The sequence below is a fragment of the Nocardia gipuzkoensis genome (assembly GCF_021183645.1).
In the GTDB taxonomy this organism is placed as follows: domain Bacteria; phylum Actinomycetota; class Actinomycetes; order Mycobacteriales; family Mycobacteriaceae; genus Nocardia; species Nocardia abscessus.
The window spans coordinates 4,611,728-4,626,366 of sequence record NZ_CP089225.1 but is presented as its reverse complement, the minus strand read 5'-3'; the positions used below and the strand labels follow the sequence as shown (position 1 = coordinate 4,626,366).

13 protein-coding genes and 1 other RNA gene are annotated in these 14,639 nt (G+C 68.8%); 6 read left to right on the top strand and 8 right to left on the bottom strand.

The features are described from left to right. Window positions 1-27: 27 nt before the first annotated feature. Window positions 28-936: an EamA family transporter gene (locus LTT66_RS20925; RefSeq protein WP_233060270.1), complete on the top strand. Its 909-nt coding sequence runs from the start codon at window positions 28-30 to the stop codon at window positions 934-936. Window positions 937-962: 26 nt separating this feature from the next. Here the strand turns inward: LTT66_RS20925 and LTT66_RS20920 are convergent, their stop codons facing one another. Further along, window positions 963-1,850, bottom strand: coding sequence for a helix-turn-helix transcriptional regulator (locus LTT66_RS20920; RefSeq protein WP_233060268.1), 888 nt, complete (start codon window positions 1,848-1,850; stop codon window positions 963-965). Between the two features lie 101 nt (window positions 1,851-1,951). Here LTT66_RS20920 and LTT66_RS20915 point away from each other — a divergent pair, with 101 nt between their 5' ends. Next, window positions 1,952-2,704 (top strand): SDR family oxidoreductase, encoded by a 753-nt coding sequence (locus LTT66_RS20915; protein WP_233060267.1) that lies wholly within the window; start codon window positions 1,952-1,954, stop codon window positions 2,702-2,704. 224 nt (window positions 2,705-2,928) lie between these two features. On the opposite strand, the gene LTT66_RS20910 is transcribed toward LTT66_RS20915, so the two are convergent. Both LTT66_RS20910 and ssrA read right to left on the bottom strand, forming a co-directional pair. Continuing rightward, window positions 2,929-3,819 (bottom strand): phosphotransferase, encoded by an 891-nt coding sequence (locus tag LTT66_RS20910; protein WP_233060266.1) that lies wholly within the window; start codon window positions 3,817-3,819, stop codon window positions 2,929-2,931. 716 nt (window positions 3,820-4,535) lie between these two features. Continuing rightward, window positions 4,536-4,906, bottom strand: a transfer-messenger RNA (tmRNA) gene (ssrA, locus tag LTT66_RS20900). A gap of 499 nt (window positions 4,907-5,405) precedes the next feature. On the opposite strand from ssrA, the gene LTT66_RS20895 reads away from it, so the two are divergent. Together LTT66_RS20895 and LTT66_RS20890 are read left to right on the top strand one after the other, a co-directional pair. Beyond that, window positions 5,406-6,719, top strand: coding sequence for an ABC transporter substrate-binding protein (locus LTT66_RS20895; RefSeq protein WP_233060264.1), 1,314 nt, complete (start codon window positions 5,406-5,408; stop codon window positions 6,717-6,719). A gap of 185 nt (window positions 6,720-6,904) precedes the next feature. Further along, entirely contained in the window at window positions 6,905-8,029 is a 1,125-nt protein-coding gene (locus tag LTT66_RS20890) for an ABC transporter substrate-binding protein (protein WP_233060262.1), read from the top strand. A 101-nt stretch (window positions 8,030-8,130) separates the two neighbouring features. Here LTT66_RS20890 and LTT66_RS20885 read toward each other — a convergent pair whose 3' ends face one another. From LTT66_RS20885 to recQ, 5 genes are all read right to left on the bottom strand, one after another. After that, window positions 8,131-8,994: a DMT family transporter gene (locus LTT66_RS20885; protein WP_233060261.1), complete on the bottom strand. Its 864-nt coding sequence runs from the start codon at window positions 8,992-8,994 to the stop codon at window positions 8,131-8,133. Beyond that, the gene (gene smpB, locus LTT66_RS20880) at window positions 8,991-9,464 is read right to left on the bottom strand and encodes an SsrA-binding protein SmpB (protein ID WP_195064766.1); all 474 of its coding nucleotides are present in this window, start codon (window positions 9,462-9,464) and stop codon (window positions 8,991-8,993) included. Before smpB ends, LTT66_RS20885 begins: the two co-directional genes overlap by 4 nt. 56 nt (window positions 9,465-9,520) lie before the next feature. Beyond that, the gene (locus LTT66_RS20875; protein ID WP_233060260.1) at window positions 9,521-9,763 is read right to left on the bottom strand and encodes a hypothetical protein; all 243 of its coding nucleotides are present in this window, start codon (window positions 9,761-9,763) and stop codon (window positions 9,521-9,523) included. Window positions 9,764-9,830: 67 nt separating this feature from the next. Next, window positions 9,831-10,910: a metallophosphoesterase gene (locus LTT66_RS20870; protein ID WP_233060259.1), complete on the bottom strand. Its 1,080-nt coding sequence runs from the start codon at window positions 10,908-10,910 to the stop codon at window positions 9,831-9,833. A 76-nt stretch (window positions 10,911-10,986) separates the two neighbouring features. Further along, entirely contained in the window at window positions 10,987-12,870 is a 1,884-nt protein-coding gene (gene recQ, locus LTT66_RS20865) for a DNA helicase RecQ (RefSeq protein WP_408638656.1), read from the bottom strand. Between the two features lie 187 nt (window positions 12,871-13,057). Between recQ and LTT66_RS20860 the strand changes: the two genes are divergently transcribed. Beyond that, on the top strand, window positions 13,058-14,029 hold the full coding sequence (locus tag LTT66_RS20860; protein ID WP_233060258.1) for an NHL repeat-containing protein: 972 nt from the start codon (window positions 13,058-13,060) through the stop codon (window positions 14,027-14,029). 69 nt (window positions 14,030-14,098) lie between these two features. Then, on the top strand, window positions 14,099-14,629 hold the full coding sequence (locus tag LTT66_RS20855) for a GNAT family N-acetyltransferase (RefSeq protein WP_233060257.1): 531 nt from the start codon (window positions 14,099-14,101) through the stop codon (window positions 14,627-14,629). Window positions 14,630-14,639 lie beyond the last annotated feature (10 nt).

The window sequence follows — 14,639 nt, the reverse complement described above, 5'->3', positions numbered from 1 at the left end:
TTCGGCGAGAACGACGGAGGTACGGCGTTGGTAGCGATCGACTTCGAGCGGAGGGTGCGCGCGGCGAGGACGGTGTCGGTCTGGCGTTCGGTCGCCGGTCAAGGGCTCGGCGGCGTACCACCGACGGCACTGGTGCTGGCGGGGATCGTCAGCGTGCAGGTGGGCGCGGCGGTGGCGAAACAGCTCTTCTCGACGACCGGCGCGGCCGGGGCGGTCATGCTGCGGCTGGTCTTCGCCGGAATCGTCCTGCTGGTGATCTGGCGCTCGTCGCTGCGGGTCGCGCGGGGTGCGCTGCCGGTCGTGCTCGGGTACGGCGCGGTGCTCGCCCTGATGAACCTCTCGTTCTACGCGGCGATCGACCGGATTCCGCTCGGCATGGCGGTGACCATCGAATTCCTGGGACCGCTGACCGTCGCGCTCGCCGGATCGCGGCGGTGGATCGACCCGCTGTGGGCGGTGCTCGCCGGAGCCGGGGTGCTGCTGCTGACCCGAGCCGACGGCGACGTGGACTGGGTCGGCGTGCTGTTCGCGCTGGCCGCCGCGGCGTGCTGGGCTGGTTACATCCTGCTGAGCGCCGCACTCGGCGAGCAGACCAGTGGCGGCGGCGGGCTGGCGCTCGCCATGGCCTTCGGCGGGCTGATCATGCTGCCGGTCGGCCTCGCCGACGCGGGCGCCGCGCTGTGGCAGCCCGCCGTGCTCGCCACCGGTTTCGCGGTGGCGATGCTGTCGTCGGTCCTGCCGTACTCGGTGGAACTGGAAGCGCTGCGACGGATCCCGCCCCGCGTATTCGGCGTGCTGATGAGCCTGGAGCCCGCGGTCGCGGCGATCGCGGGCTTGGTCGTCCTCGGCCAGGTCATGAACCTCGGGCAGTGGGCGGGCGTGGCCTGCGTGGTCGCGGCGTCGGCGGGGGCCACGCGGACCGAAGCGAAGGATTGAACCGGCGGCCGGGCGAGGACTCGTGCTCAGCGCGCCTGCCGGGACGCGCCCGGCTGCCCGGCGTCGCGGCTTTCGTCCCGGGCCGACTCGGTGTCGTCCGCGATCAAGCTGCCGAGCAGGGCGAGCGAGCGCTCGGAGGGTGACCCCGGTTCCGGGTGGTAGACGATCAGTATCTGGCCCGGCGCGCCGTTGACGCTGAACGTCTCGTAGGACAGCGTCAAATCCCCGACCATGGGGTTGCGGAAATGTTTGACTCCCCCGGTCTTCGCTCGCACGTCGTGGCGCGCCCACAACTGCCGGAACTCCTCGCTCTTCAGCGACAGCTCCCCGACCAATTCGGTCAAGCGCGGATCGTCCAGGTCGGCGCCCGCGGTCGCCCGCAGGCTCGCGACGGTGTCGGCCGCGATGGTCGGCCAGTCGGCGTAGAGCTCGCGCGCCTCAGGGTCGAGGAAGACCATGCGCACCTGATTGACGCCCGGAACCGAGCACGAGTTGACCGCGGCCGCCAGCGGATTCGCCGCCAGAACGTCCAGGTATCTGCCGAGCACCAGCGCGGGCGTGTTCGGCCACGCGTTCATCAGCCGTACCAGCCCCGGGGCCGCCCGTTCGGGCCGTCGCGGCGCCCGCGATCGCTTGACCGTGGGCCGCGCCAGCTCCCGCAGATGCGCCGTGCCCTCCTCGTCCAGGGCGAACACTCGCGCCAGCGCGGCGATGACCTGTTCGGAGGGATGCCGGTCACGCCCCTGCTCCAGGCGCACGTAATAGTCGGCGCTCACTCCCGCGAGCAGGGCGATCTCCTCCCGGCGCAGTCCGGCGACCCGCCGCTGACCGCCACCGGACATCCCGAAATCCTCCGGTCGGACCAGCTCGCGGCGCGCCCGCAGGAACGCGCCCAGTCGATTGTCGGAGTTCATGGTCCGAGCCTAGGTGAGGCGCACCGCGCCTGGGTGGCCCCGCGACTACCAGGAAGTCCGCAGCCTGTCAGGCGGGCGCGCGGAGGCGGAACGTAGTCGGCATGACGAACAACAACCTCACCGGCCGCGTCGCGGTCGTCACCGGAGCATCGAGTGGAATCGGCGCCGCCACCGCACGGCAGCTCGCACAGGGCGGCGCCAAAGTCGCGCTGCTGGGGCGGCGCAAGGATCGCATCGAAGAACTCGCCGCCGAGATCGGCGCAGACGCGCTCGCGGTGGTCGCCGACGTCGGCGACCAGCAGTCCGTGCGAGACGCCGCCGCCACGGTGCGGGCGGCATTCGGGCCGGTCGACCTGGTCGTCGCGAACGCGGGCGTCATGCTCGCCGCACCGTTCGAGTCGGCGCTCACCGACGAGTGGGACCAGATGGTCGGCACCAACATCACCGGCCTGCTCTACACCGCGAGAGCGTTCATCGATGACCTGCTCGCGGCCGCGACGGAGGGCGGGCAAGCGGATCTGGTGCTGGTCGGCTCGATCGGCGGGCACACGGTCTTCCCCAACTACGCCGTGTACACCGCCACCAAGGCCGCGGTCGCGCATCTGACCCGCAACCTGCGGGCCGAGTTCGGGCCGCGCGGCGTACGGGTCAAGAACATCGAACCCGGCTTCGTCGGCACCGAGCTCGGCGCGGGAATGCAGGACGAGCAACAGCGCGCCGGGCTGGAGCAGTGGCGCACGGCGATCGAGATCCTGGAACCCGCCGACATCGCCGCCGCGATCACCTACGCGGTCGGTGTGCCCCAGCACGTCAACATCGCCGAACTCGTCGTCGTCCCGACCCAGCAGGGCTGATCACCGGCTCATCCGCCGCTACAGTCCGGCGGATGACGGACATTGCCCCGGTACTGCGCCGCGCCCGGCCCGAGGACACCTCGGCAGTCGCCGAGATCTGGCCCCGGGCTGGCGCGACGCGCACCGTCCCCGACACCCTGGTTACCGTCCACGCGCGTCCATCGACACCAGCGGCGCGTAGTCGGACGTCCGAGACGAAACCCGGCTGCGGCCTGGCGGCTCAGCTAGTCGAGGTCCGCCCACCCAGGCCAAGGCCGCATGCCCTCGTCACCACGGATATAAGCGAGGCGGCGCAGCGCTTGGAGCTGGTAGGTGGAGTCGATGGCGGCGGCACGCATCGATTGCAGCGCCATCCGGAACTCCTGGATGTCGCGCAGCAGGTAGAAGCCGTCCCAGCGCATCACGTCACGCCCGTACCCGGCGCAGAATTCGGCGTACTGCGCGGCGGTGATCTCGGCGGCGGTCCAGCACTCGATCGCCGCGTGCACCAGGTCCCATTCCGGCGGGCCGATGACCGCGTGCCCCATGCCGACCAGGATCAAGTCCCCGTCGTCGCCGACCACCACGCTCTGGTCCCAGTCTGCGCCTTTGACCACCGACCATGGCAGGCCCGACGGGAGCGTCTTCCAGCGGCCGCGCAATTCCTCCAGGTGTTTGTGCAGCCATCGCCGGTCGTCGTCGGACACGGTGCGCGCGGCGGCGATCTCTTCCTCCACCCGGGCCAAAGGCGTCATCCGGCGTAGCTCGAACCCGGGCAGCGGCAGCCGGTGCAGCTGCCCCAGCGCCCTGGCCACCTCGGCGGGCGTACCGGGATGGTGTGGCGGCAAGTCCTGCCAGAAGGTCACCGGGCATCCGTCGACCACCACCGGCTGCGGGATGTCCGGGACCACCCGCACCGCCGACACCCCACAGGTCTCGAGCCATCGAGCCACGGCGACTTCCCGCCCCGTCACCAGCTTTTGCCCACGCTCACCGATCCGCACGACTATGCCGTCGCGCAGCCGGTAGACGCCCTGCGTCCCCGCCGCCTCGGCACCGTTCGCATCGATCCCGACGCTCACACACGCGGCACGCAGAATCGACCGCATCCCGTTACCCGCGATCCCTGCGGTCATGTCAGCCTCCCAAGCCCCGCGCTCCCCGCTGAGGAGCAGTAACGCATCTCGGCTTCGAGCTTCATGGCAGCCATCCAGATACCGGGGGGCTAACACCCCATTTTCCCTGCTCAGTGGACATTACCCCGGCAATTCCACCGCAGTCAGCAACCAAACAGAATCCGCCCGTTTCGCCCGAATTGACGTTTTCTCAGCCGCGGGTCATCACCTTCGTCCGCCCCCGGACGACCACCCGCTCGAACAAGGAGCCCTTGCCGAGCCCGCCCCGCGAGCCGCTCAAAAGAGGCCTTCGCGCAGGTCGTCTGCACTCACTCAGGCGGTGATGCCACGGGCGGGCGGAGCATCCTTCCTCAGGCGTGGCCACCCAGCACAGCCGCACCCAGAGACTTCTGGTTCTGTATTCAACAAAGCGGAACCGTCGCAGAGCAATTTTCGAGCAACATTCTCGAAGGCGAGGGCGAGGCAAGCGGCCATAGGCCGTCTGCGCCTGCAATCACAACCTGGCAGATCGACGACTGCGGGCACAAGTCGGCCACTATGACGCTCGACAACTACGGGCATTTGTTCGACGACGACCTCGACGGCGTGGCCGATCGGATGGGCGCCGGATTCCGCGATGCCGCGGCGAGATGTGCCCAGATGTGCCCACACGGCCCGATTACGGGTGGTCGGGGCATGAAAAAGGCCCCCGACCTGCTGGTATCAGATCGGGGGCCTTGTGGAGCTGCCGGGAATCGAACCCGGGTCCTCCGCCGCGTCTTCAGGGCTTCTCCGTGTGCAGTCCGCTGTGCCTCTACTCGGATCTCCGGGTCCCGCGAACAAGCCCGGATGACGATCCCAGTCGCTGTTCGATGTCCCGTCCTACTCCGCGACCGAGTAGGACGGTTAGCCCTCTAGCTGATGCCGGCACCGGGACCGAGGGCATGCCCCGGGCCGACAGAGACGCTCTGCTGGTTAGGCAGCGAGAGCGTACTCGCGCTGATTGGAATCGGCGCTTAATTGGTTGCAACGACGCTTACGGTGGTCTCTTGCCTGCACCGACACGCTTCCCCTGAATCTACGTACGCAGTCGAAACCGTTCAGCCCCGTACGCCCCGGCACCTTGCCGGGCTGTTCATGTTAACACCGGCGAGAGCCAGGATCATCCCGATATCCGGTGGGCGCGGCTGGTGTGCCCAGCCGCATCGACCGGCGGGCCGCCGCAGGGCATCGGCGCAGTTCAGGACCCCCCGATGGGTACCGCCATCGGGGCGGGGGCATCGCCCCGGCTCCGGCATTCCGGTCGGCCTCGAAGGCACCGATGCGAACCGCTGGCGGGTCACGACAAGCCGGAGGGCCTCGCCATGCCCGCAGATCGGGCGACGATCGACCGGGCGCTCCGCGCGCACGTCTGTCGGCCACCTCCCATGATCGGCACCGAATCTCTCCACCACTACGCCTTGGTGAACACTGCGCGTTCGACCCGCCAAATCTTCCCGGATGCTGGTAGTCGATTCTCCCGGCTCGGCGGCCAACCCGACTTACACTGCACGAGCCGTACGATCGGCTCTGAGCAGCGGATCTCGATTTCAGACTAAGGAAACACTTTGGCAGTTCGCACCATTCGGGACAGGTTGCTGCGCCTGTCCGCCCTCACCGTCATCGCCGGACTCGTCCTAGCCGGGTGCTCCGCGCTGCGCGACGAGTCGGCCGAAGGGATCGAGCCGGGTGTCACCGCGGACCCGTGCCCGAACGCCGTCGACACCCGCAAGGGGTGTATCCATCTGGGCGTGCTGTCCGATCTGACGAGTGGGCCGTTCGCCGCGCTGGGCAAGGACATTCACAACGGCCAGCTGGCGTTCTGGAAGGCGGTGAACGAGGCGGGCGGGATCGGCGGCAAGTACGAGGTGGACATCGCCACCTACACCGAGGACACGAACTACGATCTGCAGAAGCACGCCGAGGCCTACCGGCGGATCGAGCCGCACGTACTGGCGCTCTCGATGAGTTTCGGCACCGTGCAGACGCAGAAGGTCCTTCCCGAGATGGACGCGGCGAACATGATCGCCATCGCCGGAACCCTCTGGTCGGGTTGGCAATTCGAGAACAGCGACAAGGGCCTGTTGCTGGAGTCCGGCTACTCCTACTGCTCGGAGGCGATCATCGCCCTGGACTGGATCGCCGAGCACCTGGCGAAGCCGAACTCGATCGCCACGGTGAGCTACCAGGGCGACTACGGCGGCGACTACTCCACCGGCGCGAAGAAATGGGCCTCCGCCAACCGTGTCGACATGGTGGCGCACATCGACACCGAGCCCAACACGCAGATCGGCAATCAGGACGCGGCGGTCGCCAGGATCCTGAACGCCGGAGCGGATCTCGTGCTCCTGGCCACGGGGCCCGCGGAGGCGGGCGAGATCATGGGCAAAGCGGCGCTGGCCGGCTTCCCTGGCCGATTCCTGGGCTCGGGCCCGACCTGGAACGGCGGCTTGCTGAAAAGCCCTGCGGCGTCGGCGATCACGGCACGCTACAACATGACCTCACCGCTGGACGGCTGGGACGGGACCAGCGCGGGCGCCAAGAAGGCGCGGGCCTCGGCGACCAGGGAGCCTTCGACCTGGGGCTACAGCGCGGGCTGGATGTTCTCCTACCCGATGAAGGCGCTGCTCACCCGAGCGGTGAACGAAGGCAAACTGACCCGCAAGGGCGTCCGGGACGCGGTACACGGCCTGCGGGTCGACTACGAGGGCGCGATTCCCGAATACATCTATGGCGCCGCCAAACCCGATCTCACCCGTCAGCGGGCGGTCATCGAAGCGCCGGAGCAGACCGCGCCGCTGGGCGCGAAAACCCTGGCGGTCGCGTATCACGGCCCGACTCAGGACCGCATCACCCTCACCGAGCCCTGCGTGCAGCCGTAAGCGAGCCAGATATGCCTATTCATCGTGTTTTCCGTCGACTACTTCGACTCGTAGTCGTTCCGCTCGCACTCGGGCTCGTACTGACCGCCGGGTGTTCGACTTCGACGCCCGCCGCCACACCGGGTGTCACTCGTGAACCATGCCCCCGCGCGATCCACCGCGACAAGGGCTGTATCTATCTGGGCGTGCTGTCGGACCTGAACAACGGCCCCTTCGCCCCGCTCGGAAAGTCCTTGCAGGAAGGGCAGCTCGCGTTCTGGAACGAGGTGAACAAGCAGGGCGGTATCGGCGGGTACGAGATCGATATCACCGCCTACACTCGCGACACCGCCTACGACCCGCGCAGGCACGTCACGGAATTCGCGAATGTGGCGCCGCACGTGCTGGCGCTCGCGATGAGTTTCGGAACCGCGCAGACGCTGGCCGTTCTGCAGGAGATGGACGACGCGGACCTGGTGACCGGGGCGGGCACGCTCTGGTCGGGCTGGCAGTATCGCTCCACCGATCGCGACCTGGTACTGGACGACGGATTCTCGTACTGCACCGAAGCCGTACTCGGCCTGGACTGGTTCGCGCAGAACCACTATCAGCCGCGCAGCCTCGGCGTGGTCGCCTACCGCGGCAACTACGGCGGCGACTACGCCAGCGGGGCGCTCAAGTGGGCGTTGGACAACGGCGCGACGATCACCTCGCGCATCGACACCGGGCCCAACACCGAGGTCGGCAATCAGGACTACCCGGTCGCCGAGATCATGGCCGACCCGCCCGACGTGGTCCTGTTGGCCACCGGGCCGGGCGAAGCCGCCGAGATCGTCGGCAAACTGGCGAGATCCGGCTACGAGGGCCGGTTCCTGGGGTCCACTCCGACCTGGAACAGCGCGCTGCTCAAGACACCGGCCGCGCCCGCGCTCACGGCGCTGTACAACTACACCTCGCCGTTCGACGGCTGGGACGGCACGAGCACCGGAGCCCAGCGCGCCAGGAACGCCGCGACCAGCGAACCGACGAACTTCGGCTACAACCTGGGCTGGGCGATCTCCTATCCGATGAAGGCGCTGCTCACCAAGGCAGCCGAGTCGGGCGGTCTGGACCGGCCGACCTTGCGCAAGGCACTGGCCGGGCTCACCGTGGACTCCGAAGGCATGGCGGCGCCGCAGATCTACGGCCGTGACGAACCCGACGTGGCAGCGCAGCGCGCGGTGGTCAACGTGCCCGACCCGTCCACGTCACTGGGTTCGCGCACGGTGGTCGCCGATTACCGCAGCCCCACGTTGAAGCGGATCGCGATGCGCGAGCCCTGCACGCGGTGATTCGCGCTCACTCGGGCGGCGGGCAGGCCTTGTGGCGCCCGCCGCCCGAGTGATCTGGCCTGCGGCAACGGGATTCGGCTGGGCGGCAGCGTCAGTGGGAGTCAGGCGGCGGCGATGAGTGCGACCGCTGCCAGCGCGAGGACCAAGCCGACCTGCTGCTGCCGGTGGACCCGCTCGCCGAGCAGCACCATCGCCAGCAGCACGGTCACCGCCGGATACAGCGAGCCGATCACGCTCACCAGCGACAGCAGCGATCCGTGGAAGGCGTACAGCAGCGCCGCGTTGCTGACGACGTCCAGCACGCTGATATAGCAGGCCAGCCGTAACGGTTCGCCGCGCAGCCTGCCGAACTCCCTGGCGACCAGCGCGGCGAGCCAGACGACGCCGGTGGCCGCGACGCGCTGCATGAGCAGCGGCCACAGTCCCGAGTCCGCCGAAGTCTTGTGCAGGAAGACGAAGGCGAAGCCGTACGCGGCGCCGGATCCGACGGTCAGCGCGGCGACGGTGCGGGTGAACCGCAGTTCGCGTCCGCCGGTGATCTCCTCGGTCACCTCGTCGGGCGATTCCCGGCTCACCAGGAGCACCGCGACCAGCGCGAACACGACGCCCGCGAAGGCGAGCGGACCGGGTCGCTCGCCGGTCAGCAGCCCGACGAGCACCGGAATGCCCGCCACGAGCACCGCTGTCAGCGGCGACACCACGGCCATCGGACCATTGGCCAGCGCCGCGTAGAACCACCACACCGCGACGCCGCTCGCGACGCCCGCCGCCGCTCCCCACGCCAGCGACGCGGCGTCCGGCGTGCCCGACACGAACGGAAGCAGGGCGAGCACCAGCAGCACCGAGAACGGATAGGAGTAGATGACGACGCGCAGTGCGGTCACCCGCCGCGACGCCACACCGCCGTAGAAATCGCTCACGCCGTAGCCCACCGCGGCTGCCAGCGCGAGCAGGACGGCGGTCACTTCATACCTTTGACCCGCCGTCCCAGCTCGCGGGTGACTTCTCGCTCGGCGGTGCGCCGAGCCAGGTCCTGGCGCTTGTCGTAGTCCTGCTTACCCTTGGCCAGCGCCAGTTCGACCTTCACCTTGCCGTCGGAGAAATACATCGACAGCGGCACCAGCGTCTGGTTGCCCTCCCGCGACTTGCCGACCAGCCGCTCGATCTCGCGCTTGTGCAGCAGCAGCTTGCGCACCCGGCGCGGCGAGTGATTGGTCCAGGTGCCGTGGCTGAACTCGGGGATGTGCAGCCCGCGCAGCCACACCTCGCCGTTGTCCACCGTCGCGAAGGCGTCCACCAGCGAGGCCTTACCCTCCCGCAGGCTCTTCACCTCGGTGCCGACCAGCGCGATCCCGGCCTCGTAGACGTCCAGGATCGTGTAGTTGTGCCGCGCCCGGCGGTTGGTCGCGATGACCTTGCGCCCCTTCTCCTTCATAACGGTCCACTCTAAGTGACCCGGCAACCAATTTATTCCCGCAGGTCGCGGACGCGCTAGCCACCCTGATGCAGCACGATGTAGAGCGCGAGGACGGCGAGGAACACCACGAGCAGGGCCACCGTGGACATCCGCGGTGCGCCTGGCCGCTCCGGCGGCGGCCGGCGCCGCAGCCACACGTTCTCGACCGACGGATCGCTCCTGCCTCGGACGTGCGGCGGCGCGTCCGCAGCCTCACCCCCCGCAGAGCCGGAGGAAATATCTTCGCGCTCATCGCTGGAACCCTCACCCGGTGCCATAGCCAGCACGGTAGCCGCCACGACGGCGACGCGCCGCAATTCCCGCCCCGCGCAACATAGTTGGAACTCAGGCCAGGCGCCGCCGGAAAGCCTCGGCGGATGCGCCGGTCGCCAGGTCGACCGTGTGCACGCCCAGCTCGACTCCGCCCTGCGTGAGTTCGAGAACCATGAAGCCCAGCTCGTGGTGGTTCTCGTAGAGCGCACTGTGGCCCGCGCTCGCGCCGACCCGCTGTTCGGCGCCGGCCGTCTTCGCGGCCGCGCCCGACACGATCTGCCTGGTTCCCTTCGACGCCGCCGTGGGTTCGAGCACCTGTAGCGAGTGATCGTGCCCGGACAGGATGAACTGGCACCGGCCGATCACATGGTCTTCGATGAAGCGTTTCACGTGCACGCCGTTGATCGGCTCGACGGACAGGCCCTCGTAGCGGCCCGCGTCTCCGTGCGGGCCGTTGCTCAGATACGGCTGGTGGGTGCAGGCGATCTTCCACGGGGCCGGCGACTCGGCGATGGCGCGGTCGAGCCAAGCGCGCTGCTCGTTCATGAACTGGCCGTCGACCGCCCAATAGGGCGAGAAGATCGGTGGCACGTAGGAAGCCAAGGGATTGACGTCGAGGACGAAGAACTCGACGACGGGGTTGCGCTGCGGAATCCGCACCGAGTAGTAGCGGCTCGGCATCCACCAGCGCCGCGAGTTGGCGTGGTACTCCACCTCGGCATTGCCGCGCAGCAGCCACCCGCCGTCGCCACCGAAAACAGAGCTGTTGTCGTGGTTGCCCAGCACCATCAGCCACGGGAAGTCCAGTCCGGCGTTGGGGTTCTCGAACTTGTCGGCGAACTGGACGTCGGCCGCGCTGTCGGGCCCGTGCTCGTAGATGTTGTCGCCGAGACCCAGTGCGAGCGAGACGGGTTCACGGCCGTGGTACGCGCGCATGGCGTCGGCTACCGCCCATTGGGTGCGGGTGCCGGTGCCCGCGTCGCCGGTCACCAGCACCCGCACCCGGCGGTCGTCCGGAAAGGGGAATTTGGTGACGCCTTCGGCTACGGGTACCGCCTGCGCGGGTGTCCGGCCGACCAGCGTCGCCCCGGCCGCGAGGGTGGCCGCACCGGCCAGGAACTCCCGGCGCCCGATCGTCTCGCTTTCGCTCACGCTGTCCTCCCCATTCTTCGGCGGTCCGCCACGCCGACCATCCTCGCCCATCGGTGCACCGCGCGCTGACGACGGCTCACGCGGCGGCGAGCACTTCGAGCACCTGCTCTCCGTATTTCGCGAGTTTGTTCTCGCCGACACCGCTGACGCCGCCGAGTTGGGCCAGGCTCGCGGGCTTGCGGGCCGCTATCTCGCGCAGGGTGGCGTCGTGGAAGACGACATAGGCGGGAACGCCCTGTTCCTTCGCGGTGGCCGCGCGCCATTCGCGCAGCTTCTCGAACAGCGGCAGATCGGTGGGTGTCAGGTCGGCGGCTGCCGCCTTGGCGGCCTTCGCGGCCCGCGCGGGCTTGGGCGCGCGTTCGGGTTCGCGGCGCAGCAGTACTTGCCGTCCGTCGAACAGCACCTCACTGCTGGCTTCGGTGAGCGTCAGCACGCCGTAGTCGCCGTGGACGGCCAGCAGCCCGTGGGCCAGCAATTGCCGCACCACGCCGCGCCATTCCGTGTCGCGCAGATCGGTGCCGACGCCGAAGACCTTCAGCTCGTGGTGGTCGTGCTGCACGACCTTGGGGTTCTTCTTGCCGAGCAGAATGTCCACGATGTGGCCTGCGCCGAAGCTCTGGCCGCGTTCCCGCTTCAAGCGCAGCACCGTGGACAGCAGCTTCTGCGCGGCCACCGTGCCGTCCCAGGATTGCGGCGGAGCCAGGCAGGTATCGCAGTTGCCGCAGGGCAGCCCGGGCTCGCCGAAGTAGGCGAGCAACTGGGTGCGGCGGCAGGCGACGGTCTCGCACAGCGCGAGCATCGCGTCCAAGTGCAGCTGCAACTGGCGGCGGTGGGCGGCGTCACCCTCGGAGGAATCGATCAGCTTGCGCTGCTGCACCACGTCGCTGAGCCCGTAGACCATCCACGCCGTGGAGGGCAAGCCGTCGCGACCGGCGCGGCCGGTCTCCTGGTAGTACCCCTCGACCGACTTCGGCAGGTCGAGATGGGCGACGAAGCGCACATCCGGCTTGTCGATGCCCATGCCGAAGGCGATGGTCGCGACCACGACCAGCCCGTCTTCGCGCAGGAAGCGCGACTGGTTCGCCGCGCGGGTCCGGTTGTCCAAGCCCGCGTGGTACGGCACCGCGGAGACGCCGTTCTCGGTGAGAAACGCCGCGGTCTTCTCGACCGAGTTGCGCGAGAGGCAGTAGACGATGCCCGCGTCGCCCGTGTGCTCGGTGCGGATGAATTCCAGCAGCTGACGCTCGGGACGGTTCTTCGGCTCGATCCGGTACTGGATATTGGGCCGGTCGAAGCTGGACACGAAGCGGCGGGCGCCGCCGAGGTCGAGACGCTGGATGATCTCGTCACGGGTCTTCTCGGTGGCGGTCGCGGTCAACGCGATCCGCGGGACGTCCGGCCACCGCTCGTGCAGCACGGAAAGGCCCAGGTAATCGGGACGGAAGTCGTGACCCCACTGGGAAACGCAGTGTGCTTCGTCGATGGCGAACAGCGCGATCTTGCCGCGGTCGAACAGCTGCGCGGTCGAGTCCAGGCGCAATCGCTCCGGCGCCATGTACAGCAGATCGAGTTCACCCGCGAGGAATTGCGCCTCGACGGCCCGGCGCTCGTCGGGGTACTGGGTGGAGTTGAGGAACCCCGCGCGCACGCCGAGGGCGCTGAGCGCGTCCACCTGATTTTGCATGAGGGCGATCAATGGCGAGACCACGACACCGACGCCGGGGCGTACCAGAGCGGGCACCTGGTAGCAGAGCGACTTGCCGCCGCCGGTCGGCATGAGCACCAGCGCGTCGCCGCCGTCGATCACGTGCCTGACGATCGCGCCCTGGTCGCCGCGGAAGCTGTCGTAACCGAAGACTCGGCGTAGAACCTGTTGCGCCGCAACGGATCCGGCGTCCGATCCGGACGCGTCTTCGATCGCTACAGCCGCGAAATCATCGGGGGGAGTCACCCGGCCCATCCTACGAGCGCCTCGGCGGCGCGGTACCGGTACGGTTCGGCGTTCGCCCTGCTGGACGGCCGAGTTGTGCACATGTGCACAACCAACGCCGGGGTTTCCCGTCCTGGCTCGCTGACCTCGGGGTTTCCCCGCCCTGGTGGAAATTCCCAGCCGGACGGCTCCCTGCGGCGCTGTTATGTTGTGGCGCATGTCAACAGGAATCGGGACCAGGGCACGCGCGGCGATGCTCGTCGCCGTCGCCGTGGCCGCCGCGGTCACCGCGGCACTGCCCGCGGCGCGGGCGGAGACATTCCCCGCGATGTGCTCGGACGGCTGGGAGGCCGGCACCGTCGTCGAGGGAGTCGGCAATCTGGAGAATCTCGATTCCGACGGGCAGGGCGGTTTCTACGTCACCGGCCTGATGGACGGCTACCTGGCGCATGTCGACTCCGCCGGGCGGATGGCGAAGCTGGTCACGGACGTGCACCGCCCGGCAGGTGTGCGCGCCGCCGGGCGCTACGTCTACTTCCTCACCGGCGACGGGCTCAGCGAACCGCCGGGCACGCTCCAGCGCTACGACGTCGAGACCGGCGCGGTCAGTGTCCTGCTCACCGGGCTGAACGGGCCGAACGGCCTGCTGTTGCTGCCCGACGGCAGCCTGCTGTTCACCACCATCGGCCTCAACGGTACGAACGGCATCTCCCGCTACTGGCCCGAGACGAACGAGTACGAGCGGGACTGGTCGAGTCTGCCGCCCGCCAACGGCCTCGCGCTGGCCGCGGACGGCGAGTCGGTCTACGTGGACACGATGACGATGCAGATCCTGCGCGTCCGGCTGGACGATCCGGCGCACCCCACGGTCGTCTCCGGCATCCCGGACCTGGTCGCCCTGCCCGACGACATGGAGGCCACCCGGGCCGGCGCGCTCTTCGTCGCCGACCATATTCTCGGCGCCGTCTATCGGGTGGATACGACCACCGGCGCCACCTGCGCGATCATCACCGGCTTGATCAAGCCGGGCCCGTTCCGCAACCCGCCGGACGGGGCCACTTCGGTCCGCATCGCCCGCGACGGTGACTCCTGGGCGCTGTTCGTCACCAGCATGGACGGCACGCTGCGGCGTTTGCGCCCACCGGCGGGCACCGACCTCACTCCCGCGAATCCCACGCGGGCTGGATAGTTCTGCGGGTACTTCGGGGAATCCCAGGTCACCGACCGGCCTGGGATACCCGTCGGAGGAAGGAAAGCCGTGGTCGAAACAGCACCGATGGTGGCGGCCACCGCGCTGGACGCCGAGGACATCGCACGACTGCGCGATCGGCTGGCGCGGTGGATGGTCGACAACGGCATCGGGCAATGGGTGCCGGGCGAGTACGCGGTGGCGGTCGTCGCGGAGGAGATCGCGCGGGATGAATGGTTCGTGTGGCACGACGAGTCCGCGGCGCTCGTGGCCGCCGTTCGCCTGATCTGGCGGGACCCGGAGTTCTGGGGCGCGGACGACGACACCGAGGCCGGTTACGTGCACGGTCTGATGGTCGCGCCGGAATACCGGGGCCGCGGGCTCGGCCCGCGAATCCTCGGGTTCTGCGCCGCGCACACACTGGCTCACGGCGTCACCCGTCAACGCCTGGACACCGCGTCGGACAACCAGGTGCTCCGAAAGTATTACGCCGCACAGGGTTTCACTGAACTCCGGGAGACGAGACTGCCGCCCCAGTTCCACGGCACCACTCACGTCGTCCTGATGGAGAAGCTCCTGGATGCACCAGAGGTGCCTTAGCTGATGGGGC

Bases quoted from the DNA above. Each gene is read 5' to 3' on its own strand.
- LTT66_RS20860 (WP_233060258.1), top strand. From the start codon at position 13,058: ATGTCAACAGGAATCGGGACCAGGGCACGCGCGGCGATGCTCGTCGCC.
- LTT66_RS20920 (WP_233060268.1), bottom strand. From the start codon at position 1,850: ATGAACTCCGACAATCGACTGGGCGCGTTCCTGCGGGCGCGCCGCGAG.
- LTT66_RS20875 (WP_233060260.1), bottom strand. From the start codon at position 9,763: ATGGCACCGGGTGAGGGTTCCAGCGATGAGCGCGAAGATATTTCCTCC.
- LTT66_RS20915 (WP_233060267.1), top strand. From the start codon at position 1,952: ATGACGAACAACAACCTCACCGGCCGCGTCGCGGTCGTCACCGGAGCA.
- recQ (WP_408638656.1), bottom strand. From the start codon at position 12,870: ATGGGCCGGGTGACTCCCCCCGATGATTTCGCGGCTGTAGCGATCGAA.
- smpB (WP_195064766.1), bottom strand. From the start codon at position 9,464: ATGAAGGAGAAGGGGCGCAAGGTCATCGCGACCAACCGCCGGGCGCGG.
- LTT66_RS20910 (WP_233060266.1), bottom strand. From the start codon at position 3,819: ATGACCGCAGGGATCGCGGGTAACGGGATGCGGTCGATTCTGCGTGCC.